This window comes from Virgibacillus necropolis (assembly GCF_044793635.1).
Taxonomy (GTDB): Bacteria; Bacillota; Bacilli; order Bacillales; family Amphibacillaceae; genus Virgibacillus_F; species Virgibacillus_F necropolis_A.
In genome coordinates, this window is sequence record NZ_CP084992.1 from 805,344 (window position 1) to 829,620 (window position 24,277).

At 39.8% G+C, this 24,277-nt stretch carries 20 protein-coding genes, 3 rRNA genes and 1 other annotated feature; of the genes, 10 read left to right on the forward strand and 13 right to left on the reverse strand.

What is annotated here, in order from left to right:
- Nucleotides 1-104: 104 nt before the first annotated feature.
- Nucleotides 105-944, forward strand: a complete 840-nt coding sequence (locus LG329_RS04120; protein WP_404453714.1) for a Ku protein — start codon at nt 105-107, stop codon at nt 942-944.
- A gap of 62 nt (nt 945-1,006) precedes the next feature.
- On the opposite strand, the gene LG329_RS04125 is transcribed toward LG329_RS04120, so the two are convergent.
- Together LG329_RS04125 and trmB are read right to left on the reverse strand one after the other, a co-directional pair.
- On the reverse strand, nt 1,007-1,861 hold the full coding sequence (locus LG329_RS04125) for an MBL fold metallo-hydrolase (protein ID WP_404453717.1): 855 nt from the start codon (nt 1,859-1,861) through the stop codon (nt 1,007-1,009).
- Nucleotides 1,862-1,957: 96 nt separating this feature from the next.
- Nucleotides 1,958-2,599, reverse strand: coding sequence for a tRNA (guanosine(46)-N7)-methyltransferase TrmB (trmB, locus tag LG329_RS04130; protein WP_404453719.1), 642 nt, complete (start codon nt 2,597-2,599; stop codon nt 1,958-1,960).
- A gap of 103 nt (nt 2,600-2,702) precedes the next feature.
- Here trmB and LG329_RS04135 point away from each other — a divergent pair, with 103 nt between their 5' ends.
- Complete coding sequence (locus LG329_RS04135) at nt 2,703-2,987, forward strand: YtzH-like family protein (RefSeq protein WP_404453722.1); 285 nt, start codon at nt 2,703-2,705, stop codon at nt 2,985-2,987.
- Here the strand turns inward: LG329_RS04135 and LG329_RS04140 are convergent.
- The 4 genes from LG329_RS04140 to thpR form a co-directional block, all read right to left on the reverse strand.
- Nucleotides 2,973-3,794, reverse strand: a complete 822-nt coding sequence (locus LG329_RS04140; RefSeq protein ID WP_404453724.1) for a phosphotransferase family protein — start codon at nt 3,792-3,794, stop codon at nt 2,973-2,975. The genes LG329_RS04135 and LG329_RS04140 overlap by 15 nt on opposite strands.
- Before the next feature lie 66 nt (nt 3,795-3,860).
- Nucleotides 3,861-4,790 (reverse strand): diacylglycerol/lipid kinase family protein, encoded by a 930-nt coding sequence (locus tag LG329_RS04145; protein ID WP_404453727.1) that lies wholly within the window; start codon nt 4,788-4,790, stop codon nt 3,861-3,863.
- Between the two features lie 16 nt (nt 4,791-4,806).
- Entirely contained in the window at nt 4,807-5,727 is a 921-nt protein-coding gene (locus LG329_RS04150) for an NERD domain-containing protein (protein ID WP_404453730.1), read from the reverse strand.
- Nucleotides 5,724-6,290: an RNA 2',3'-cyclic phosphodiesterase gene (thpR, locus tag LG329_RS04155; RefSeq protein WP_404453733.1), complete on the reverse strand. Its 567-nt coding sequence runs from the start codon at nt 6,288-6,290 to the stop codon at nt 5,724-5,726. Before thpR ends, LG329_RS04150 begins: the two co-directional genes overlap by 4 nt.
- A 214-nt stretch (nt 6,291-6,504) precedes the next feature.
- Here thpR and LG329_RS04160 point away from each other — a divergent pair, with 214 nt between their 5' ends.
- Nucleotides 6,505-6,747, forward strand: a complete 243-nt coding sequence (locus LG329_RS04160) for a DeoR family transcriptional regulator (RefSeq protein WP_404453735.1) — start codon at nt 6,505-6,507, stop codon at nt 6,745-6,747.
- Nucleotides 6,748-6,774: 27 nt separating this feature from the next.
- Here the strand turns inward: LG329_RS04160 and LG329_RS04165 are convergent, their stop codons facing one another.
- Nucleotides 6,775-7,500 carry a pseudouridine synthase gene (locus LG329_RS04165; protein ID WP_404453738.1) on the reverse strand — a complete coding sequence of 242 codons (726 nt, stop codon included), beginning with the start codon at nt 7,498-7,500 and terminating at the stop codon, nt 6,775-6,777.
- A gap of 18 nt (nt 7,501-7,518) precedes the next feature.
- Nucleotides 7,519-9,135, reverse strand: coding sequence for an oligosaccharide flippase family protein (locus LG329_RS04170; RefSeq protein ID WP_404453741.1), 1,617 nt, complete (start codon nt 9,133-9,135; stop codon nt 7,519-7,521).
- A 178-nt stretch (nt 9,136-9,313) separates the two neighbouring features.
- Here LG329_RS04170 and LG329_RS04175 point away from each other — a divergent pair, with 178 nt between their 5' ends.
- Together LG329_RS04175 and LG329_RS04180 are read left to right on the forward strand one after the other, a co-directional pair.
- The gene (locus LG329_RS04175; protein WP_404453743.1) at nt 9,314-10,579 is read left to right on the forward strand and encodes an NAD(P)/FAD-dependent oxidoreductase; all 1,266 of its coding nucleotides are present in this window, start codon (nt 9,314-9,316) and stop codon (nt 10,577-10,579) included.
- Nucleotides 10,580-10,773: 194 nt separating this feature from the next.
- Nucleotides 10,774-10,983, forward strand: coding sequence for a hypothetical protein (locus LG329_RS04180; RefSeq protein ID WP_404453746.1), 210 nt, complete (start codon nt 10,774-10,776; stop codon nt 10,981-10,983).
- A 685-nt stretch (nt 10,984-11,668) separates the two neighbouring features.
- Here LG329_RS04180 and rrf read toward each other — a convergent pair.
- From rrf to LG329_RS04200, 4 genes are all read right to left on the reverse strand, one after another.
- Nucleotides 11,669-11,784: ribosomal RNA gene (gene rrf, locus LG329_RS04185) — 5S ribosomal RNA — on the reverse strand.
- 120 nt (nt 11,785-11,904) lie between these two features.
- Nucleotides 11,905-14,825 (reverse strand): 23S ribosomal RNA (locus LG329_RS04190).
- A gap of 227 nt (nt 14,826-15,052) precedes the next feature.
- A 16S ribosomal RNA gene (locus tag LG329_RS04195) occupies nt 15,053-16,618 on the reverse strand.
- The 16S, 23S and 5S rRNA genes sit together here, the layout of an rRNA operon.
- A 475-nt stretch (nt 16,619-17,093) precedes the next feature.
- The gene (locus tag LG329_RS04200) at nt 17,094-17,402 is read right to left on the reverse strand and encodes a rhodanese-like domain-containing protein (RefSeq protein WP_404453748.1); all 309 of its coding nucleotides are present in this window, start codon (nt 17,400-17,402) and stop codon (nt 17,094-17,096) included.
- Nucleotides 17,403-17,536: 134 nt separating this feature from the next.
- Here LG329_RS04200 and LG329_RS04205 point away from each other — a divergent pair, with 134 nt between their 5' ends.
- Entirely contained in the window at nt 17,537-18,301 is a 765-nt protein-coding gene (locus LG329_RS04205) for a hypothetical protein (RefSeq protein ID WP_404453749.1), read from the forward strand.
- A gap of 81 nt (nt 18,302-18,382) precedes the next feature.
- On the opposite strand, the gene leuS is transcribed toward LG329_RS04205, so the two are convergent.
- Nucleotides 18,383-20,797 carry a leucine--tRNA ligase gene (gene leuS / locus LG329_RS04210; protein WP_404453750.1) on the reverse strand — a complete coding sequence of 805 codons (2,415 nt, stop codon included), beginning with the start codon at nt 20,795-20,797 and terminating at the stop codon, nt 18,383-18,385.
- 52 nt (nt 20,798-20,849) lie between these two features.
- Nucleotides 20,850-21,066: a binding site (T-box leader), on the reverse strand.
- 129 nt (nt 21,067-21,195) lie between these two features.
- Here leuS and LG329_RS04215 point away from each other — a divergent pair.
- From LG329_RS04215 to LG329_RS04230, 4 genes are all read left to right on the forward strand, one after another.
- Nucleotides 21,196-21,768 (forward strand): class I SAM-dependent methyltransferase, encoded by a 573-nt coding sequence (locus LG329_RS04215; RefSeq protein WP_404453753.1) that lies wholly within the window; start codon nt 21,196-21,198, stop codon nt 21,766-21,768.
- Between the two features lie 217 nt (nt 21,769-21,985).
- Nucleotides 21,986-22,768, forward strand: a complete 783-nt coding sequence (locus LG329_RS04220) for a transporter substrate-binding domain-containing protein (RefSeq protein WP_404453756.1) — start codon at nt 21,986-21,988, stop codon at nt 22,766-22,768.
- Between the two features lie 61 nt (nt 22,769-22,829).
- Entirely contained in the window at nt 22,830-23,474 is a 645-nt protein-coding gene (locus LG329_RS04225) for an amino acid ABC transporter permease (RefSeq protein ID WP_404453759.1), read from the forward strand.
- Nucleotides 23,471-24,199, forward strand: coding sequence for an amino acid ABC transporter ATP-binding protein (locus LG329_RS04230; RefSeq protein WP_404453762.1), 729 nt, complete (start codon nt 23,471-23,473; stop codon nt 24,197-24,199). The genes LG329_RS04225 and LG329_RS04230 overlap by 4 nt, the downstream gene beginning before the upstream one ends.
- The last annotated feature ends 78 nt before the right edge of the window (nt 24,200-24,277 follow it).

The following is a 24,277-nucleotide window of genomic DNA, read 5'->3' on the forward strand; positions in this document are numbered from 1 at the left end:
AGTCGCTGGGCGCTGGAGCTGGACTTGGCCATGCATGGTGACGAAAATATTCAATATCAACATTTTATACTGTTTTACCTATGATAAAAAGGGAGGTTTTGTTCATGCATACTATGTGGAAAGGTACCATCAGCTTTGGACTTGTGAACATTCCTGTAAAAATGCACGCAGCAACTGAAAATAAAGATATTAAGTTAAGGCAACTGCATAAAGACTGTCAGTCACCGATTAAATATGAACGGACATGTCCTGCTTGTGACCGTGAAGTGAAAAATGATGAAATTGTAAAAGCTTATGAGTATGCCAAAGATAAGTTCGTCGTACTTGATGAGGATGATTTGGATGCATTAAAGAAAGAACAAGGAGACAAAGCCGTTGAAATTGTGGACTTTGTTAAACTAGAAGAAATAGATCCAATTTACTTTGAGAAAAGTTATTTTTTGTCCCCGAATGAGGGCGGTGGAAAAGCATATGGGTTGTTACGTTCAGCCTTAAATGATACCGGAAAAATCGGAATTGCTAAGATGATAATAAGATCGAAAGAACAACTGGCGGTTATCCGCGTTTATGAAAATACATTGATTGTAGAGACGATTCATTTTCCGGATGAGGTACGTCAAGTTAAAGATGTTCCAAACGTACCCGAAGCATCCAAAACGGCGAAAGAAGAGCTCGACACAGCAAAGATGCTTATCGAACAATTAACAACAACATTTGACCCAGAGAAATATACGGATGATTATCGTACAGCATTATTAGAGTTAATTGAAGCTAAGAAAAATAACGAAGAGGTTGTAGTTGGTGAAAGCAAGCCGAAACCAGATAATGTTACAAATTTGATGGATGCACTCCAAGAATCACTCGACAAAGCAAAGAAAAACAAACCAAAACCAAAGCCTGCTAAACCTAAAACTGCCTCATCCAAAAAGAAAGTTGCCAAATAGCATGGTACTGAATTTCACTAATAAAACAGTAAAAGCTATCCATTCAGGATAGCTTTTTACTGTTATTTATAGTCGTAACGTTCTCGTTCGACCTCGTCTATCTTTTTACCTTCACCATCAAATTTAATTGCCCGATAGTACGCATCATGATAAAACGTGTACCAAGCCTGTTTTGAATAACCGTAATTCATCCATTTTTCTTTTTGATGAACAGAGGTTACAGGATAATCATCATATGCTAGAGCCCACAATTTATTTTGATGTCCATGTGTTGGCATAATATCCGCCATATGAATAAACGATTCTTCCCCGTCTTCAAACAAGATAATACAGTGTCCATCACTATGGCCGCCTGTATGAATCATTTTAAGTCCATCCGTAATCTGTAGTTCATTTTTAAAAGGAGAAACCTGTTGTTGAATCGATTTCCAATTTTCTTCCCAATATGTATTGATTGAACGTATATTTGGGTTCCGCATTTCATTCCACTCTACATCCGATGTGTAAATAGTAGCATTTTCAAATACTGGAACATAACCATCCTCTGATGGCCTTGTTAGTCCACATGCATGATCAAAATGTAAATGTGTCATTAACATAGCATCGATATCACCCGTGGTCAATCCGAGCTTTTCCAAAGATTGTTCAATAGATGATTCTTCAAGGACACCAAAATTGCGCAACTGTTTCTCTGAAAGTTTTCCTTTTCCCATCCCAGAATCAATCAGATAGTTTTTACCATCCACTTGTAACAAAATAGGATCTGTTCGAAGTTCAATTTGATTTTTATCATTTTGTGGATATTTTTTACTCCACAATGCTTTAGGTACGACACCAAACATGGCACCACCGTCTAAAAAGTTTACCCCACCGTTCAACCATGTCAGTTTAGCTTTGCCTATTTGTAAAGTTTCCATGATACAGCCTCCCCTTCTATGATTAGTTTAGCGAAATAAATGACTAGCTGCAAACATCAATAGTAGACCTTACACAGCTAGCCCCATCAAACAGGCTTATGACTGAAATTTCACTTGACAACGATAGATAGGTTGTCCTTTGCTTGAAAATTTCTCTTCATATTCCGTCATAACATTTGTTGGATCGTCTAATTGATGAAGGTCAAGGCTAACTTCTTTCAATTGTAAGCCATACTTAGAAAAGCTTACAAGTGAATACTCAAATAATGAGCGATTATCTGTCTTCATTATCAAATCACTGTTTTTGGTTAATAACCTTTCATACTTAGCTAAGAATGTATGATAACTTAAACGTCGCTTCTCGTGACGGTTTTTTGGCCATGGATCTGAAAAGTTCAAATAGATTGTTGAAACTTCATTCTCTGCAAAAAGTTCCTCTAAATCATTAGCATTTTCATTGAGTAGGATCACATTTTTTTGTTCTGAATCCTTAACTTTTTGAGCGGCGTCCACAATAATACTTTTCGCCATTTCAATACCAATAAAATTTATATTAGGATACTGTTTAGCCATTCCTACAATGAATTGACCCTTACCAGTCCCTATTTCAAGGTGAATTGGATTAGTGTTTCCAAAAACTTCTTTCCATTTACTTTTGTTTTCTTTAGGCTCTGCGATGACAAGTTCACGATGCTCTTGTAAAAAATCATCTGCCCAAGGTTTATTGCGTTGTCGCATGATGTGAATCCTCCTGTGAAAAATAATTCATATATATACCATTACATGTCAAGTATAGAATATACAAGATCGTACACGCTAATGAATGAGGTGAAATGAAATCATGTTAACGGTTAATGATCAATTATCGGTACTCTACGATATTTTAACGGAACAATCCGAAGAATGCTATGCCGATATTAACGAATACAAACAAATTAAACGTATCATTCAAACATTAATGGCAAAAGACAGTGTAACTGATGAACAACTATTATCATTATTACCCGAAATTTATAATTATGGAATACAAGGTGAAAATGCCCAGAATTTAGAGGAACATATCACAACAAATAAAAGTAATATTGAAACATGGACATCTTATATAAATCAATCAAATCTGGAGTAAGTCACGAACATGCATATTTAAATCATGAATGTCTTGTAATCTGTCATTCATTTTTTCAGACTCTTGTCGTTGAGAATGCCAATTTAAATAAAAAAGTGCATCTAATAATAAATACCAGTACATTCTTTTAATCAGATTATGATCCTTTGTAATTCCATAGTGAAATAACCATTCATCCCAGTCTTCTTTTGGGATATACCATTTCAAAATAAAACCAACATCAACTATAGGATCTGCTATCATTGCATTATCCCAATCAATTAAATACAACTGACTTTCATTTGTTAACAAAAGGTTATTGTGATTTAAATCGCCATGACACACAACTTGTTTTTGATTTTCCGTCATAGGTAAAAGTTCTTCCAAAAATTTTAATGAGAAAGACACTTCACCATCTAATTCATCTAATTTATTTTGCAGAATTTGCTGCTTCAAATTTTGCAAGCTTTCTTTAGGTGTGAACGGCTTTTTACCTAAACGCATAAGCATATGCAACAGTTCAGATGAATGATGAATTTTTTGCAGCAAAGAAGCAACATGTTGATGTTGCATTTCTATCGCTTTAAGTTCACGCCCATCCAACCATTCTTGAGCTGTTATGACATCACCATTTTCTAAACGCTTGGTCCAAACCAGTTTAGGAACAATCCCTTCTGCTGATAGCACCGCTAAAAAAGGAGAAGAATTCCGCTTTAAGAACAACTTACGATCGTTCTTTTTTGCAAAATATGCCTCACCAGTTAAGCCCCCGGCTGAATCTATGTCCCATTCTTTTCCTAAAACTGCTTTAAGCCATTTCACATTCATTCCTCAAATCTGAAAAATATTAGTCCAATCATGTATTTTAAAGCTAATTATGTAAAAAAACAAGCCTTACTTATCCAGCAAACCCGGTCTAGTTATAGAAATTGATTCCATTTGTTTACTCAACGTACATGTCGAACAGCTATCTGTCTGACCGTCAACCTGGTAATAAATTTCATTATCTGCTGTTATGGTCATATATTGTGCTTCGATTAATTCAACCTCTTTAAAGTTGATATGCTTCCCACTAAAAACAGTAAGAAATAATGCCAAAACTTTCAATTTGGATATGGAATGGAGAATCAAAATTGAAAATGTCCCAGGTTGAATCGTAGCATTTGGAATGATTTTCATACCTCCACCATAAAATGGATGATTTGCTATAGTAACCATCCAACTATTCCGGATAATTCTTTTTTCATTATTTATCATTAGTTCTACATCCATTGGTTTAAAACGAAATAACATATGAATTAGTGTAATTGCGTAGCTTAATGAAGCTAACCGAATAAGACTAAAGACTTTTTTGTATATAGAGTTATTCGCAGTATGTGTAATACATGCATCAAACCCAAACCCCATACTATTAATAAATTTTCGTTCTATTTTATCATCTGCTTCATAATCTCCCAACCAATAGGGAAGTTCCTCAGGATTCTTAACTATTTGCTGAAAAAGGTTAACTGGGTTCCCCTTAATTTGGCAGCCACGAGCAAAGTCGTTGCCAGAACCACCTGGAATAAAGGCTACTGTTACTTCTTGATTATCTAAACCATTCAAAACTTCATGAACTGTTCCATCTCCGCCGATTACAATGAGACATGTGATTTCTGGGTAATTAGGCTGAAGTTCACTCGCAATTTCCTCAGCATGCCCAACGTATTGCGTTAAAAAGTAAGTCTTATCAATTTCTTTGTACAAGCTGCTTTTTGCTATTTTAGAAAAAACTCTTTTTGCCCGTCCATTCCCTGCATTTGGATTTACAATGAAAATATACATCGTTTTAGCTCTACCATCATGATTTATCATCCATTGTGAACGTTGGTTCTTCTTCCCACTCTGGTCTTTTCATGGATGTCGTTTGACAGTGTTTTAACAATGTATCAATTACTTTTAGCTGTCTGTTTTTTAATGGAGAGACAAGGTTCCTTTTTTCATTAAACCATTGTTCAAATTCAAGTTTACCAATAATTTTTGTATTATAGGGTTCAGTATGAAAAACAATTTTATTTGTTCTTGATAATACTATTTTATTAATTGGAAAATCAACCTGCTCTGTTGCGAGAATCCGTTTAACAATTTGTTCTGTACGCTTAAGTGCAATTAGTGGGCTGAGCATTTTTGATTGTTGATCGCTTGTTTCCATTCCCCACGTGCGCTCATCCCCAGCAAGGATTTTTACGTTTGGTCGTTCTTCAATTAAATATATAATTTCTATACCAATTGGACTTATTAAGATTAGTTCACCATCAACAGGTGCTTTTTTAATGGAAAATATCGGGTAATACATAAGTAAATATGTATCGGGAAACCGCTGTAAAAAAAACTTTAACTTAGCATCTTTTTCATATGACTTGTCGATAAACGATACCTCAGTCACTGTGGATGAAGCCCACTTTAATTGAAAAGGTAGTAATTTATCTAAAAAGTAATGTTTCAGGTCCTCTTCAGCTTTTGGAAGAAAATTATCGGCTTTTTCATTGTTCATTTCAACCACTGGATCTTTCTTAATAAACGATTTCCATTTCGCAAAAGTAGACAACGTTTTATCTGATTCCAATTCATCAGTTTCCTCTTGTGGATTACTCCAGAGGTGATGGAGCTTTTGCCAATTTTCCTGTTTTAATCGAATATATTGACTCGGATAGTGATAAGCATTCCACTCGTATCTGGACACATAATCTTGTAGTTTAATAAGCTGTGCGATTGCGATCACCTCTCCTTTAACGTGAAAGATTCTATTACTTCATACTTCGGATTTTCGTTTGGATGAACTTGATAAAGATGTACTTGACCCATTTTAAATGTATGATTCTCATTAGAATATTTACCTGTTATTGTTTCGACAGGCTCTTTTAGTGATTGGCCATTCCATTTTTTTGCAAGGGTAATATGCGCCCTGAAATCACGTGTTTCTTTAGCAAAATCGCATAGCTCCGCACAGGATTCCACTATTTCAACCAGTTGATTTAGTGATTCAGACTGTTGAACGTTTGCATAGATGACACGTGGTGAAGAAGGGTTGCCAAAAGTCTTTATACCCTTCAGATCTAGTGAAAGTGGTGATAAATTTTCAAGCGTTTGTAATTCAGCAACTAGCTTTTCAAGAACATTCTTATGAACTGCACCTAAAAATTTTAATGTAATATGTAGATCTTCTTTATTTGTCCATTGCTTGTAGGACAAACTTGATTTTAAATCTGATTGCCATTCCATCACTAATTCTTTCACACCTGAAGGAATAGGTATTGCAATAAAATAATGTGGATTTACTGTCATATTGTCTAGACCCTCTTTCTATATTCAGCTGCTTCAGCCCCATTGTCGTATGGATGGATGGCAACAAACGAGCGCTTCCGCTTTCCTTTATATCGTATGAATGGAATAAGTTATTTATATATTTTTCCACAATTTTAACTATTTTACTTTTAATATGAGTCATTTCGTAATAAACTATAGATAACGTCGTAGATTCCCTTTCACCACATGTTTAATGCTTTCATTAAGGAGTGGTTTTTTGGATTATCAAACATCTCGAATGTTGACAAGGGTAAAAGCTGTTTATTTCTACATCAAAGAATGCGGAATGGTATCAACACCTGAGTTAGCCGAAGAATTTGATACAACTAACCGGACAATTCAACGCGATCTGCATGTGTTGATGTACAATGGTCTTGTTAGTAGTCCAACAAGAGGTAAGTGGAAAATTACAGATAAAAAAGTAACAACATCTTAAAATTCTATATAAAACAATGCTGACGATTTACTCGTCAGCTATTTTTTTGGGTAATATTAATGTTAATTCGTCCTCGGTAAGTTCCCGGTAGTGACCATTCTTCAATGATGGATCTAATTCTAACATTCCCATTTTTAATCGTTTAAGATAAGTTACCTTTTTACCCACTGCCGCAAACATCCTTTTGACCTGGTGATATTTACCTTCTGTAATAATAACCTCAATTTCAGAACTTTCTCCAGCGATAAGTATTCGAAGCTTGGCTGGTTTCGTTTCATATCCATCTTCTAGCTCGAGGCCTTCTGCAAACCTATTAACATCCTCACTTGTAACATGCCCATCAATCTTTGCGTAATAAAGTTTCGTTATATCTTTTTTTGGCGAAGTCAACTTGTGACCAAGCTCTCCGTTATTGGTTAAAAGTAATAATCCCTCTGTATCTTTATCTAATCTTCCAACAGGGAATGGATTATAATGTTGAATGTTCGAAGGTAATAGGTCTATCACCGTTTTTTCCTTATCATCCACTGTAGCGGATACAAACCCCGGTGGCTTATTCATCATCAAATAAATATACTTCTGATAATGTACTGTATCTTCCCCTACTTGAATCACATCGGTTGAAGGATCTATATGCACTTTTCCGTCCTTTGTAATCGAATTATTTACGGAAACCTTTTTCTGTTTAAGTATATTTTTTACTTCTTTCCGACTTCCATAACCCATATTAGCTAAAAGTTTATCGAGACGCATGAATGAAACCTCCCTCCGTTACCTTCTAAAAATTCGATCCAATACGCGAACTTTATTACCCAATACTCGTTCGAGTAATGTTGATTGATAGCCAAACCACAAGTAAACACTTCCACCAAATGTGACTCCTAAAATAAGCATGATAACAGATCCTAGTCTACTTTCTTCGTATGGAATAAACGCTCCAACCAATTGTTTTGTTAAAATCAATACGATAACCATAAAGATGGTAAAAATACCAACCAGCAATGTACGTTTAAAGATTTGTTTATACGAAAATCCGATTGCTTTATGAATACGCCACAGATATAGGGTAACTGCTGTTCCAACAGCAAGAGCTGTACCAAATATAGCACCCTTAGCACCAAACATATGGATTAATTGTATGTTAAATAGAATCTTTATTAATAATCCACCTGATAAACTAATTACTGCAAACCTCTGTTGATTAATTCCCTGAAGAATTGAAGCTGATACTAAAAACAGCCCAAACAATAACCCTACTGGCGCATACCACCCAAGTAAAGGACCTGTTATATCAATATGAGTTATGCCGTACAATGAACCATATGCTGCATCTGAAAGCATTGATAATCCTACAACTGCAGGTACGGTTAATACAATAACAATCTGAAGCGCCTGATTGATTTGTTTAAACAAAAGCGTTTTATTCCGTTCATTAAACGACTTCGTAAGTGCTGGAAGCATTGCTAAAGATAATCCTGTTGCTAGTGCTACAGGAATGATAATTAACTTATGGCCGTAAAAGTTTATAGCGCCTAATGCGATATCTGCAATATCGTCTAACCCAGCTGCGGACATTGCATGATCAAAAGTGAATTGATCAATTAATTGGTATAGTGGAGTAGCAATCCCAACTAATACAAATGGTCCAGCATATTGAAACAATTCCTTAAACAAATCCTTTGTAGGAATTTTAGAATGTGTTCTTTGACTTTCTATGTTTTGATAGATATATGGTTTGCGTTTTCTCCAATATACATATAAAACAAAACACGAAGCCAATCCACCTATAAACGCGGCAAACGTGGCAAAACCAACTGCTGTAGTTTTGCTACCATCAAAAATATAAATTATTAGAAATGCTGCTGTTAATAAAAACACAATCCGAACGATTTGCTCAACAACCTGCGAAACTGCAGTTGGACCCATCGATTGATATCCCTGAAAAAACCCCCGCACAATGCTCATTGCTGGAATTATGATTAACGCAAAGCTCACCATTTTTATTACCATCGTAATATCGGCAATTGAATTTACTTTGTCTTCACTATCTTTTGTAAGTCCTGCTATATATTCTGCACCAAAAAACATGATTAAAAAAGCTAAAAACCCTGTCATGGCCATTAATGTAATACCTGATTTAAATATACGTAATCCTGTTTGGTAATCACCTAGTGCATTATATTTCGAAACAAATTTTGAGACCGCGAGCGGAACCCCGACAGTAGAAATAGTTATTAATATATTATAAGGGACATAGGCGTATGTAAATAATGCCCCACCTTCTGCACCTACCAATCCATTAAACGGAATAACATAAATCATCCCTAAAAATTTTGATAAAAATGTGGCACCTGTAAGTAACATGGTACCTTTGACAATATTCGACATAAATTCACCTGCATCTTATTTTTATTACATCTTATTTATTTTATCACATCTAGCTAATGGTACGATAAGGATTAGATAAAAATTGGCCAAATATACGTTATGAATTCGAACAAAGTGGTGAATAGATAGGAATTGTTTTTAAAAAATGGTACGATACTAGCGAAAGGAATGAAGCAATTTGGAATACGATGTAATAATAATTGGAGGAGGTCCTTCAGGATTAATGGCCTCTATTGCCGCAGCAGAAAGTGGCGCAAAATGCCTGTTAATTGAAAAGGGAACCAAACTCGGTAAAAAGTTAGCTATTTCAGGTGGGGGACGATGTAATGTTACGAATCGACTACCTGAAGAAGAAGTAATTAGGCATATTCCTGGTAACGGGAAATTCTTATATAGTGCGTTTTCGGTATTTAATAACTATGATATTATCGACTTTTTTGAAGAAATGGGTGTACAGTTGAAAGAAGAGGACCACGGACGCATGTTTCCCGTAACCAATTCTGCAAAAACAGTCGTAAATGCACTAATTAATAAATTACATGAACTAAACGTAACGATAAGCATGCAAACAGAAGTTAAAGCAATACACTTTAACGAAGAAGCGCATACAGTAATTTTAACCGACAACAAGAAAGTTGCCTGTAAATCAATTGTTCTCGCTGTTGGGGGAAAAGCTGTTCCTCATACTGGATCTACTGGTGATGGCTACGCATGGGCTAAAAAGGCTGGTCATACAATTACTAAACTTTATCCAACAGAAGTTGCCCTGACCTCTAATGAACGCTTTATTAAACAAAAACAACTCCAGGGATTGTCACTAAGAGATGTTTCACTAACTGTACTTAATAAAAAGAACAAGCCTATTATTACCCACCAGATGGATATGATATTTACCCACTTTGGAATTTCTGGCCCAGCAGTATTACGATGCTCCCAATTTGTTGTAAAGGAGCTTATGAAGGATCGTCCTGAAGTAACCATGGTTTTGGATGTTTTGCCAACTAAAAAAGAGGATACGCTTGTAAAAGAAATATGGGAAACCTTGGAAGTAAATCCAAGAAAATCGATGAAAAATAGTTTTAAGGGAATTGTTCCAGAACGCTTTTTATCTTATATTTTTGAGAAAAACAATATAAATGAAGACCAAAAAGCAGCGACTATTTCTAAAGAAGTAATTCGTTCGATTGTACATGATTTCAAACATTTCACATTTCATGTACATGGTTCCCTTCCACTTGATAAAGCATTTGTTACTGGTGGTGGAGTTTCCATTAAAGAAATAGTACCAAACACGATGCAATCAAAAATCATGCATGGATTATATTTTTGTGGGGAAATTTTAGATATCCATGGATATACTGGTGGATACAATATCACATCAGCACTTGTAACTGGAAGATTGGCTGGATCAAATGCAGCACTTGAAGCGGGGTACGTTTTATAGAAGCAGAATGGAATGTCTTACCGGGCATTAATTATTCCTCTTTGTATCATCCTATAAGGTGAAACTTCATTTAGTGGTTATTTTCTCTGAATGTTAGTTGAACCATCGGGCTTGTACGGGCAGTATCCCCACGGTTTAACTGCCCGACAAAAGCGGTAAAAGTCTCATTACATTATAGAAGGGTTGAGATTTGTATGGAAAAGAATGCAATGTTGGTACCTCTTTTAGCATCAGTTGGGATTGGAGCAGCAACATATTATACCATGACAAAAAACAATCAGTCTTTAGGCCAAACCATGCAACAAACCATTCCGTTTGTCACACAAATGGGTAGTGGTGGTGGTGGCGGTAGTAGCAGTGGTAATAGTGATACACAAACGCTTGGGCCACATGGAATGAGTTAATTAATTCACTAAAGAGACGCTTATGGCGTCTCTTTAGTGTTGTATAAAAAAAGGCTGTTTTCGTAAAGATTGTTGCTTTTGAGAGAATAGATATAAACTGCGACATAACTTCTATCTGAGTTAGATCTGTAGTACTGATAATGAAACAAGTTACTAAGGCAGCCGCAGCCCGTATACACTTCGCTTTTCGCGGGCGGCTGGTGAGCCTCCTTGTGCTAACGCACTGCGTAGTCTCACCGATGCCTGTCCTCCCGCAGAAGTCTACGTGTATACGGGCTGCTGGTATAGTTGCCAATAACAGCATTCATTAGTTGAAAGAAATGACCAAGAATTCTTACGTAAATAGCTTTACCAGTTCAGGTGAGTGGAGGGCGGTGACTCCTGCGGGAACAGCGCGTGTCCGAAGACCCCGCAGAGTGGTAGATGATGAAGGCCGACTAAAACCGTCCTTTGCGGACAACGTCGGCATACCCCTTGCCGGGGCAAGGAGGCTGAGGCCGTGCCCGCGGAAAGCATCCGCCCGGAGCGATCCTGGACGGCAGCAATAGCACATGTCTTTGGAAATAAACCTTAGTTACGTCGCAATATAAATCAACTACGAAGATGAAAAAGCAACAATGCGTACGAAAAGAGCCTATAAAATAAAAAAACGAAGATACGATTGAACGTATCTTCGTTTCGATTCGCCTGGCGGCGTCCTACTCTTGCAGGGACAAAGTCCCAACTACCATCGGCGCTGGAGAGCTTAACTACTGTGTTCGGCATGGGAACAGGTGTGACTTCTCCGCTATTACTACCAGACCTTTTTTTAATAAGGACAAGATATATTATATGTGTTCTTGCTTCAAAATGCAAGTACTTTTTTTATTTTGTACCCTAAAAACTAAATAAGAGCGCTATAGACACGTACATCATAATTTGTTAGTTAAGTCCTCGATCGATTAGTATTCGTCAGCTCCACGTGTCACCACGCTTCCACCTCGAACCTATCAACCTCATCGTCTCTGAGGGATCTTACTCACTCGAAGTGATGGGAAGTCTCATCTTGAGGGGGGCTTCATGCTTAGATGCTTTCAGCACTTATCCTTTCCACACGTAGCTACCCAGCTATGCTCCTGGCGGAACAACTGGTACACCAGCGGTGTGTCCATCCCGGTCCTCTCGTACTAAGGACAGCTCCTCTCAAACTTCCAACGCCCACGACGGATAGGGACCGAACTGTCTCACGACGTTCTGAACCCAGCTCGCGTACCGCTTTAATGGGCGAACAGCCCAACCCTTGGGACCGACTACAGCCCCAGGATGCGATGAGCCGACATCGAGGTGCCAAACCTCCCCGTCGATGTGAACTCTTGGGGGAGATAAGCCTGTTATCCCCGGGGTAGCTTTTATCCGTTGAGCGATGGCCCTTCCATGCGGAACCACCGGATCACTAAGCCCGACTTTCGTCCCTGCTCGACTTGTAGGTCTCGCAGTCAAGCTCCCTTATGCCTTTACACTCTGCGAATGATTTCCAACCATTCTGAGGGAACCTTTGGGCGCCTCCGTTACTCTTTGGGAGGCGACCGCCCCAGTCAAACTGCCCGCCTGACACTGTCTCCGAACCGGATTACGGTCCTGGGTTAGAATGTCCGTACAGCCAGGGTGGTATCCCACGGATGCCTCCACCGAAGCTAGCGCTCCGGTTTCTAAGGCTCCCACCTATCCTGTACAAGCTGTACCAACATTCAATATCAGGCTACAGTAAAGCTCCACGGGGTCTTTCCGTCCTGTCGCGGGTAATGCGCATCTTCACGCATAGTATAATTTCACCGGGTCTCTCGTTGAGACAGTGCCCAAGTCGTTGCACCTTTCGTGCGGGTCGGAACTTACCCGACAAGGAATTTCGCTACCTTAGGACCGTTATAGTTACGGCCGCCGTTTACTGGGGCTTCGGTTCTAAGCTTCGCACCCGAAGGTGCTAACCTTTCCCCTTAACCTTCCAGCACCGGGCAGGTGTCAGCCCCTATACTTCGCCTTTCGGCTTCGCAGAGACCTGTGTTTTTGCTAAACAGTCGCTTGGGCCTATTCACTGCGGCTCCTCCTTAAAAGGAGCACCCCTTCTCCCGAAGTTACGGGGTCATTTTGCCGAGTTCCTTAACGAGAGTTCTCCCGATCACCTTAGGATACTCTCCTCGCCTACCTGTGTCGGTTTGCGGTACGGGCACCTATGAACTCACTAGAGGCTTTTCTTGGCAGTGTGAAATCCAGAACTTCGGTACTATAGTTCCCTCCCCATCACAGCTCAGAATTGTTGGACGGATTTGCCAATCCAACTCCCTTGCTGCTTGGGCGCACATTTCCAATCGTGCGCATTCCTTATCCTACTGCGTCCCCCCATCGCTCAAACATTCATGAGGTGGTACAGGAATATCTACCTGTTGTCCATCGCCTACGCCTTTCGGCCTCGGCTTAGGTCCCGACTAACCCTGAGCGGACGAGCCTTCCTCAGGAAACCTTAGGCTTTCGGTGAAAGAGATTCTCACTCTTTTTTCGCTACTCATACCGGCATTCTCACTTCGAAGCGCTCCACCAGTCCTCACGGTCTGACTTCACAGCACTTCGAACGCTCTCCTACCATTGTTCTAAGAACAATCCGCAGCTTCGGTGATACGTTTAGCCCCGGTACATTTTCGGCGCAGAGTCACTCGACCAGTGAGCTATTACGCACTCTTTAAATGGTGGCTGCTTCTAAGCCAACATCCTGGTTGTCTGGGCAACTCCACATCCTTTTCCACTTAACGTATACTTTGGGACCTTAGCTGGCGGTCTGGGCTGTTTCCCTTTCGACTATGAACCTTATCACCCATAGTCTGACTCCCAACTTAACGTAGCTGGCATTCGGAGTTTGACTGAATTCGGTAACCCGGTGAGGGCCCCTAGTCCAATCAGTGCTCTACCTCCAGTACGCATATGTTGAGGCTAGCCCTAAAGCTATTTCGGAGAGAACCAGCTATCTCCGTGTTCGATTGGCATTTCACCCCTACCCACACCTCATCCCCGCATTTTTCAACATACGTGGGTTCGGGCCTCCAGTCAGTGTTACCTGACCTTCACCCTGGACATGGGTAGATCACACGGTTTCGGGTCTACGACCGCATACTATTTCGCCCTATTCAGACTCGCTTTCGCTGCGGCTCCGTGTCTTCCACTTAACCTCGCATACGATCGTAACTCGCCGGTCCATTCTACAAAAGGTACGCCGTCACCCATTAACGGGCTTCGACTACTTGTAAGCGCACGGTTTCAGGATCTATTTCACTCCCCTTCCGGGGTGCTTTTCACCTTTCCCTCACGGTACTGGTTCACTATCGGTCACTAGGGAGTATTTAGCCTTGGGAGATGGTCCTCCCGGATTCCGACGGGATTTCTCGTGTCCCGCCGTACTCAGGATACACTCCGGAGGAAACTCTTTTTCGATTACAGGGCTCTTACCCGCTATGGCTGATCGTTCCAGATCGATTCGTCTAAAGAATTTCTTTGTAACTCCAAAGGAGTGTCCTACAACCCCAGAAAGCAAGCTTTCTGGTTTGGGCTGATTCCGTTTCGCTCGCCGCTACTCAGGAAATCGCATTTGCTTTCTCTTCCTCCGGGTACTGAGATGTTTCAGTTCCCCGGGTCTGCCTCACATACCCTATGTATTCAGATATGCGTACTGCTCCATTACGAACAGTGGGTTTCCCCATTCGGAAATCCTCGGATCGAAGTTTACTTACAACTCCCCGAGGCATATCGGTGTTAGTCCCGTCCTTCGTCGGCTCCTAGTGCCAAGGCATCCACCGTGCGCCCTTCTTCACTTAACTATCTTTATGATTAAGAACTTACGTTTTTGATGTCGTTGTCTATCTTGCTCTTATTTAGTTTTCAAGGTACAAAAAGAGAGATTCGCATCCCTCAAAACTGAACAAACAACCTTATATGTCAAGGCCTACCAATGGCAGGTCTTATCGATGACGACAAGCGTCACCGATCTTCCGTTAAACAGTACGGCTTCAGCTACGAATAGCTTCTGCTTTCTGTTTTTCCTTAGAAAGGAGGTGATCCAGCCGCACCTTCCGATACGGCTACCTTGTTACGACTTCACCCCAATCATTGGCCCCACCTTCGGCGGCTGGCTCCATAAAGGTTACCTCACCGACTTCGGGTGTTGCCAACTCTCGTGGTGTGACGGGCGGTGTGTACAAGGCCCGGGAACGTATTCACCGCGGCATGCTGATCCGCGATTACTAGCGATTCCGGCTTCATGTAGGCGAGTTGCAGCCTACAATCCGAACTGAGAATGGTTTTATGGGATTTGCTACACCTCGCGGCTTCGCTTCCCTTTGTTCCATCCATTGTAGCACGTGTGTAGCCCAGGTCATAAGGGGCATGATGATTTGACGTCATCCCCACCTTCCTCCGGTTTGTCACCGGCAGTCACCTTAGAGTGCCCAACTAAATGCTGGCAACTAAGATCAAGGGTTGCGCTCGTTGCGGGACTTAACCCAACATCTCACGACACGAGCTGACGACAACCATGCACCACCTGTCACTCTGTCCCCGAAGGGAACACGATATCTCTATCGCTATCAGAGGATGTCAAGACCTGGTAAGGTTCTTCGCGTTGCTTCGAATTAAACCACATGCTCCACCGCTTGTGCGGGCCCCCGTCAATTCTTTTGAGTTTCAGCCTTGCGGCCGTACTCCCCAGGCGGAGTGCTTAATGCGTTAACTTCAGCACTAAGGGGCGGAAACCCCCTAACACCTAGCACTCATCGTTTACGGCGTGGACTACCAGGGTATCTAATCCTGTTCGCTCCCCACGCTTTCGCTCCTCAGCGTCAGTTACAGACCAGAGAGTCGCCTTCGCCACTGGTGTTCCTCCACATCTCTACGCATTTCACCGCTACACGTGGAATTCCACTCTCCTCTTCTGTACTCAAGTCCTCCAGTTTCCAATGACCCTCCACGGTTAAGCCGTGGGCTTTCACATCAGACTTAAAAGACCGCCTGCGAGCGCTTTACGCCCAATAATTCCGGACAACGCTTGCCCCCTACGTATTACCGCGGCTGCTGGCACGTAGTTAGCCGGGGCTTTCTGGTTAGGTACCGTCAAGGCACCGCCCTATTCGAACGGTACTTGTTCTTCCCTAACAACAGAGTTTTACGATCCGAAAACCTTCATCACTCACGCGGCGTTGCTCCGTCAGACTTTCGTCCATTGCGGAAGATTCCCTACTGCTGCCTCCCGTAGGAGTCTGGGCCGTGTCTCAGTCCCAGTGTGGCCGATCACCCTCTCAGGTCGGCTACGCATCGTCGCCTTGGTAGGCCATTACCCCACCAACTAGCTAATGCGCCGCGGGCCCATCTGTAAGTGACAGCAAAAGCCGCCTTTCAACTTTCTACCATGTGATAAAAAGTGTTATTCGGTATTAGCTCCGGTTTCCCGGGGTTATCCCAATCTTACAGGTAGGTTGCCCACGTGTTATTCACCCGTCCGCCGCTCGTTCCACAAGCTCACGCCCCGAAGGGCGATTGCTTGCTTCCCGCGCTCGACTTGCATGTATTAGGCACGCCGCCAGCGTTCGTCCTGAGCCAAGATCAAACTCTCCAAAAAAGTTTGAATAGAATCAACACCAATCGATTCTATCAATTGTCTTAGCTTTGTTTCGTTACTTGACATACTTGGTTGTTTTGTTCAGTTTTCAAGGAGCAAATCCATTGCTTGTCAACTTATGTCGACAGTAAATGAATTATATCATTTACCCGTTAAAAATGTCAATGTTTTTTTCGGGAAATTCATTTTTTTGAACTGCTGTTTTTTCAGCAGCAAAATAAATATTACAGCTCTTTCCTTAAAAAGTCAACACTTTTCTATTACTCTATTTTAGATGCAAGTGTATGACCCGTTTAGATGCAACTCCAAATTCTACTAAAAAGGATGTTCACCTATTCTTTGTTCGATGTTTCCTAGTGAATTAGATCTTGTCCTTCCTATTACATACACGTGTTGACTTATCGTAAAGAGGGATACGCAATTGAACCCTGACTTTTTAAAGTTCAGAGTTCCAGCGTATTCTGGTTTTATTCGATTAAAAAACGACTTCGCCATCCCATTTCATCATTCCACCTGCTAAATTTGCCACCTTATAACCATGTTCATCTAAATAAGTAGCAGCTCGCATGCTTCTAGCCCCTGAACGACAAACAAGAATATAATGTTTATCTTTGCTTAAACCTTCCATGCCATTAGGAATCTCCTGTAATGGAATATGCTTAGCATCTTCAATCATACCTTGTGCAACTTCTTCGTCTTCTCTAACATCTATAATCTCAATGTTATTTTCTTCACCTAATAAATTTTGCAGTTCTTCAGAAGTAAATTCTTCGATATGTTCCATTCTTATCAACCTTTCATTTCAATCATTTGTATACCATCATCATAACTAATTTAACGTATACGTTGCAAACATGTGACACATTATATACCTATCTTTATTTAATAAAAATAACAATATAGACAGGAGAATTAAGAATGAAACATAACACAATCCCAATTATCTCTTTACTGTTTCTTACTTTATTATTCCCAATTTCAATTCATGCAGAGGTTAAACCTGCCGCTCCTAATGCAAAAACTATCCACGAGTATAAGGAAGATGTTACTGGTGATGGTCAAAAAGAGAAGATCCTTTTAAAAGCAATTCCATTCAGTAGTGATTCTGCCTACTTTCAAAAAATATGGGCTGTCGTTAAGGACTCACACGCTAATAAATGGAAGATCAAATACGAGGGAGGGTATGAACCAACTTTACAGTTCTATGACTTAAACCACGACAAAGTAGCGGACATATATTTTCAAAGTCCTACTGGAGGCAGCGGTGGCTTATACAGTTACCAACTCAATACATTAAAAAATGGAAAACTTAAAGAAATTCCTTTACCAGTGCAACGTTATGTTAAAGGAAAGTTTATTGAAAACTTTAGAGCGGTTTTATCCCTAACACCTGGAAGCAGAGCAATATTTATCAACGTGAAAGACCGGGCCGATGATTATATACGACTTGGTATATATAATAAAAAAGGCGATTTACTTAAGCCGACCACATTGATGATTGATCCAATTGCATTTTATGAACCGGTATTAATTAGTAAAAGTAAAGGTTACGGTTTGAAAAGTTATCAACAAATAAGTGGTGCCTATCATGCTGATCAATTAGGAACAATTGAAACAATCTGGTATTACGAAAAAGGGAAATGGATTATATTGACTACCAAATGGGTACCATCAGGCTCATAATATACGAACAAACCCGTCATACATCTATGGCGGGTTTGTTTATACAGAAAAGGACCTCCACAATAGAGATCCCTTCTCATTTTAATTTGCTACAATATTTACTAATTTACCCGGAACGACAATCACCTTTCGAATTGTTTTCCCTTCAAGCCATTCCTGCATTTTATCATCTTGTAATGCTACTTTTTCAAGGTCTTCTTTCGAAATATCTTTTGCTACATTTATCTTTGAGCGAACCTTGCCCATAACCTGAAGCGCAACTTCTACTTCATCTTCTACTAGCTTAGATTCATCGAAACTCGGCCAAGGCTGGTAACTAATTGTATCCTGATGCCCTAGTCTATTCCACAATTCTTCCGTAACATGTGGAGCTACTGGTGAAAGCAATTTTACAAAACCTTCCACATGCTCTTTTGAAATTTGATCCGCTTTATATCCTTCATTTATAAATACCATCATTTGAGAAATACCGGTGTTAAAGTGAAGGTTCTCAAAATCCTCGGTTACTTTTTTCACGGTTTGATGGTAGACCTTATCCAGTGATGAATCTTGAATACCTTCTGTTATCTTTTCAGAAAGTGAACCATCTTCATTAATAATCATCCGCCACACACGATCAAGGAATCTCCTTGCACCGTCTAGACCATTTGTAGACCATGCAATTGCAGCATCTAGTGGTCCCATGAACATTTCATATAAACGCAATGTATCTGCACCATGTGAAGCTACAATATCATCAGGATTAACAACATTACCTTTTGATTTACTCATTTTTTCATTACCCTCACCAAGGATCATGCCCTGATTAAAGAGTCTCATGAACGGCTCTTTTGTTGGAACCACATTGATATCATACAAAAATTTGTGCCAAAAGCGTGCATATAATAGATGAAGCACGGCATGTTCAGCACCGCCAATATACGTATCCACTGGCAACCATTCTTTTAATGCTTCTGGGTCTGCAAGCATTTCGGAATTGTCAGGATCGATGAAACGCAGGAAATACCAGCAGCTACCTGCCCATTGTGGCATCGTATTGGTTTCACGGCGACCTTTTAATCCGGTTTTAGGATCAACAACATCTACCCAGTCACTATTTGCAAGGGGAGATTCACCTGTTCCAGACGGCTTTATTTCGGTTAATTCCGGAAGTTCTAACGGTAGATCCTCTTCAGGAACGGCTGTCATCGTGCCATCTTCCCAATGGATAATAGGTATTGGTTCACCCCAATAGCGCTGTCTTGAGAATAGCCAGTCACGCAGACGATAGGTGACTTTTTTCTCCCCTTTTCCATTGCTTTCTAGCCAATCAATCATTTTTGAAATGCCAGTTTCCTTGTCCATTCCATTCAAAAAGTCCGAATTTACATGGTCTCCATTACCTGTGTATGCTTCTCCGGATATATCTCCACCTTCGACAACTTCCACAATTGGAAGCTCAAATTTAGTAGCAAACTCATAGTCACGCTCATCATGTGCCGGAACAGCCATGATAGCTCCTGTTCCATATGTCATCAATACATAGTCCGCTACCCAAACTGGGATTTTTTCATTGTTAGCAGGGTTAATGGCATATGCTCCTGTAAAAACACCTGTTTTGTCTTTGGCAAGATCTGTTCGTTCAAGATCTGATTTCGTTTGAATAGCATTTAAATAATCTTCTACTGCATCCGTTTGTTTAGCTTGAACAATCGTTTTGACAAGTGGATGTTCTGGAGCCAGAACTGCATATGTTGCACCAAAAAGTGTATCTGGTCTTGTTGTAAAAACAGTAAACGTTTCATTGCTTCCATCAATATTGAACGTTACTTCCGCTCCTTCAGAACGTCCAATCCAGTTACGTTGCATATCTTTAATGCTTTCAGGCCAGTCAACATCTTCAAGGTCTTCCAAAAGTCGATCAGCATAGGCAGTGATCTTTAACATCCATTGTTTCATTGGTTTTCGTACTACTGGATGGCTACCTCGCTCACTTTTCCCATCAATAACTTCCTCATTGGCAAGTACGGTACCAAGTGCTGGACACCAATTAACCGCGACCTCATCAACATAGGCAAGTCCTTTTTCATATAGCTTTGTGAAAATCCACTGTGTCCACTTATAATACTTTGGATCTGTTGTATTAATTTCGCGATCCCAATCATAAGAAAAACCAAGTTCCTGGATTTGGCGCTTAAACGTCTCAATATTTTCAAGTGTGAATGCAGCAGGACTATTACCTGTATCAAGTGCATATTGTTCTGCAGGCAACCCAAACGCGTCCCAGCCTATTGGGTGCAGTACCTCATACCCTTGCATGCGTTTCATTCTAGAAAAAATATCTGTAGCTGTGTATCCCTCAGGATGACCAACATGAAGTCCTGCTCCAGATGGATATGGAAACATATCTAACGCATAAACCTTTTCTTTTTCAGAATTTGTATTCGTTTTAAACGTTTTATTCTCTAGCCAATACTTCTGCCAATTTTTCTCAATCTGTTGATGATCAAAGCTCATTTTGATTTCCTCCTATGTGTATATATAAAATAAAAAAAGCCACTCATCCCTAAAAAGGGACGAGAAGCTGTATCTCCCGCGGTACCACCCAAATTAACGTAAATCCATACGTTCTCTTTGTATCCGTAACGTGGATTTACGGCAAGAACTACTTACGTTCGCTCTCGCAACATTAAAGGTGAGTTCATAAATGTCCAGGAACAGTTTTCACCAACCACTGTCTCGCTAAACCTAAAGTATTTATTACTAGTCCTTCGCATCGTTATTATAATATGTATAATCGAATTCTAATGAATTGGTGTTACATTGTCAAGCCCATAATCGCTTTCTTTCCTATATTATTTTGTACATGTTAAAATTATTTATTATTATAAACAAATTAACGAGGGTGTATACAGATGATGAAAGGGATCCTTCAATTTTCCCATTATTTAATAGAAGAAGCAGTAAATAAAGGTGATACAGTTATCGATGCGACTTGTGGCAATGGTAATGATACCGTTTTTTTGAGTAAAGTCGTTGGAGAAAACGGTCACGTATTTGGGTTTGATATACAAGAACAAGCAATCCTTAATACGCAAGGGAAATTAGCATTACATAAAATAAAGAATGCGACCATTATCAAGGATAGTCATAGTAATGCAATACATCATCTAACCGTTGATCAACTGACGTCACTTGGAGGATCAATATTTAATCTTGGGTACCTTCCCGGAAGTGATAAAGGAATCGTTACTAAAAGCGAAACAACCATCTTGGCTATCGAAGGTATCCTAACACACTTAAAGGAAAATGGTATCGTAGTTTTAGTGGTATATCATGGGCACGCAGGCGGCGATGTAGAAAAAAGAAATATCATGGAATATGCAAATCATTTAGATCAAAAACAATACAGTGTCCTTTATTATGGATTTATCAATCAAAAAAATAATCCTCCATTTATTATTGCAATTGAAAAGAAAACAAGATAAGAATAAATAAAACTAATATCTTTTTCCGTCCTACTGTTAAGAAAAACAGTAGGATTTTTACGTTGTCATTTTTTGTTGTAATGCGTCGAATCACACCCTTAACTCGAATAGTCTGAAACTCGTTTTAATATTTTGATTTTTCTTGACATGTTGGACACCCTTTTATAGAATACTAGGTATGATAACGTTTTCTAAATCAAACAAGGGGGGCAATTCAATGAAGAAGATTGGTTTATTTAGTCTTTTATTCGCTTTCATGGTTGTGTTGGCAGCGTGTGGGTCAAGCGACTCAGATGAAGGTAATGCATCAGGGGGCGATGGAGATGGAAAAGTATATAAAGTAGGTATCGATACGACTTATCCACCGTTTGAGTTTCAAGAAGGTGACGAGTACAAAGGTATTGACGTTGATTTAATCAGGGCAATTGCTAAAGATCAAGGCTTTGAAATTGAATTAGAGCCAATGGATTTCAGTGGTATCATTCCAGCGATGCAAGCAGGAGAATTGGATATTGCGATTGCAGGAATGAGTATCACAGATGACCGTAAGAAAGTTGTAGATTTCTCAGATCCATACTTCGAAGCGGGTTTATCTCTAGTTGTAGCTGAAGGTAACTCTGATATCACTAGCTTGGAAGATTTAAAAGGTAAAAAGGTTGCTGTTAAAAAAGGTACAACTGGTGCAGCGTTTGCAGAAGAAAATAAAGATAAATATGGATACGAAATCGTACAGGTAAACGATAGTACATCCATGTTCCAGGAAGTTGCAAACGGAACAGCTGATGCACTTATTGAAGATTATCCGGTTATCTCTTATGCAATTGCTCAAAGTGACCTGAAATTACAGGTAGTTGGAGACCGTTTAAACGGAGACAACTATGGTATTGCTGTTCTTAAAGGTGAAAACGATGAGCTTCTCAAAAAAATAAATGATGGCTTAGCTGCTCTTAAAGAGAGTGGCAAATATGATGAAATCTTAAGTACGTATCTTGGCGAATAATAAAAATTTTATCAAGGCGCGCTTCTAAAGCGCGTCTCTTTTAATGAAAGGGGCTGAATAAATGGATATTATTATCGAGTCACTTCCATATTTATGGGAAGGGTTAAAAATAACGATTTATATATTTGTTGTAGCAATTATCTTAGGATTCATTATTGGGTTGATTTTGGCATTAATGCGATTATCTCCATGGAAAGTCCTTAATTGGATAGCCAAAATTATTATCGATGCAATCCGGGGAACACCGATTTTAGTACAACTATTCTTTTTCTATTATGGTCTTAATTCGCTTGAATTTGTTTCACTAGATCGAACGACGGCAGGTATTATAACAGTTGCGATTAACGCGGGGGCATACTTTGCAGAAATTATCCGAGCTGGGATTCAATCCATGGACAAGGGCCAAACGGAAGCTGCTCGTTCATTAGGTTTAACAAGTACACAGAATATGCGTCACATCATACTGCCACAAGCATTTAGAAGAATGCTTCCAACATTTACAAACCAAGGAATAATCAGCTTAAAGGATACATCCTTACTTTCGGTAATTGGTATTGCCGACCTAACACAAAAAGGGCAAGTGGTAATAGCTCGGACATTTGAAGCCTTTAATATATGGATAGCAGTCGGAATCATGTATTTCATTGTTATTTATCTATTATCATTGCTCTCTAGTTTTCTTGAAAGGAGATTTGAATTACGATGACTATGATCGATGTAAAAAATCTAAAAAAGTCCTTTGGAAAGCTTGAAGTATTAAAAGATATTAGTGTTTCCATTAAAGAAAAAGAAGTAGTTTGCGTGATTGGCGCATCTGGCTCTGGTAAAAGTACCTTTCTTCGTTGTTTAAATCGACTCGAAGATATTACTGGTGGGCATGTTATTGTTGATGGCCAAGATATCACGGACAAAAGTGTCAATATCAATACCGTTCGTCAAGAGGTTGGAATGGTGTTTCAACAATTTAATCTTTTCCCACATAAAACTGTTATGGAAAATATTATTCTTGCACCTATGAAAACACGTGGAACACCAAAAGAAGAAGCAGTTAAGAAGGCTGAAGAGCTTTTGGCAAAGGTTGGATTACGTGATAAAGCTGAAAGTTACCCTGGATCCTTATCAGGTGGACAAAAGCAACGTGTTGCAATTGCACGTGCTCTTGCAATGAATCCTAAAATCATGTTGTTTGATGAACCAACGTCAGCACTTGACCCTGAAATGGTTGGTGACGTGCTGGAAGTTATGAAACAGCTTGCAATAGAGGGCATGACAATGGTTGTCGTAACACATGAGATGGGATTTGCACGTGAGGTTGGAGATCGCGTTCTATACATTGACGAAGGGTTGATTGTAGAACAAAATGTTCCAGAAGAATTGTTTAGTAACCCGCAACATGAACGAACACAAGCATTCTTAAGTAAAGTTCTATAGTCAATTATTCAGAACGACCGGTTAAGATCATTAGTTGATCTTAACCGGCTTTTCTTTATAGCAAGGAAAGTATAAACG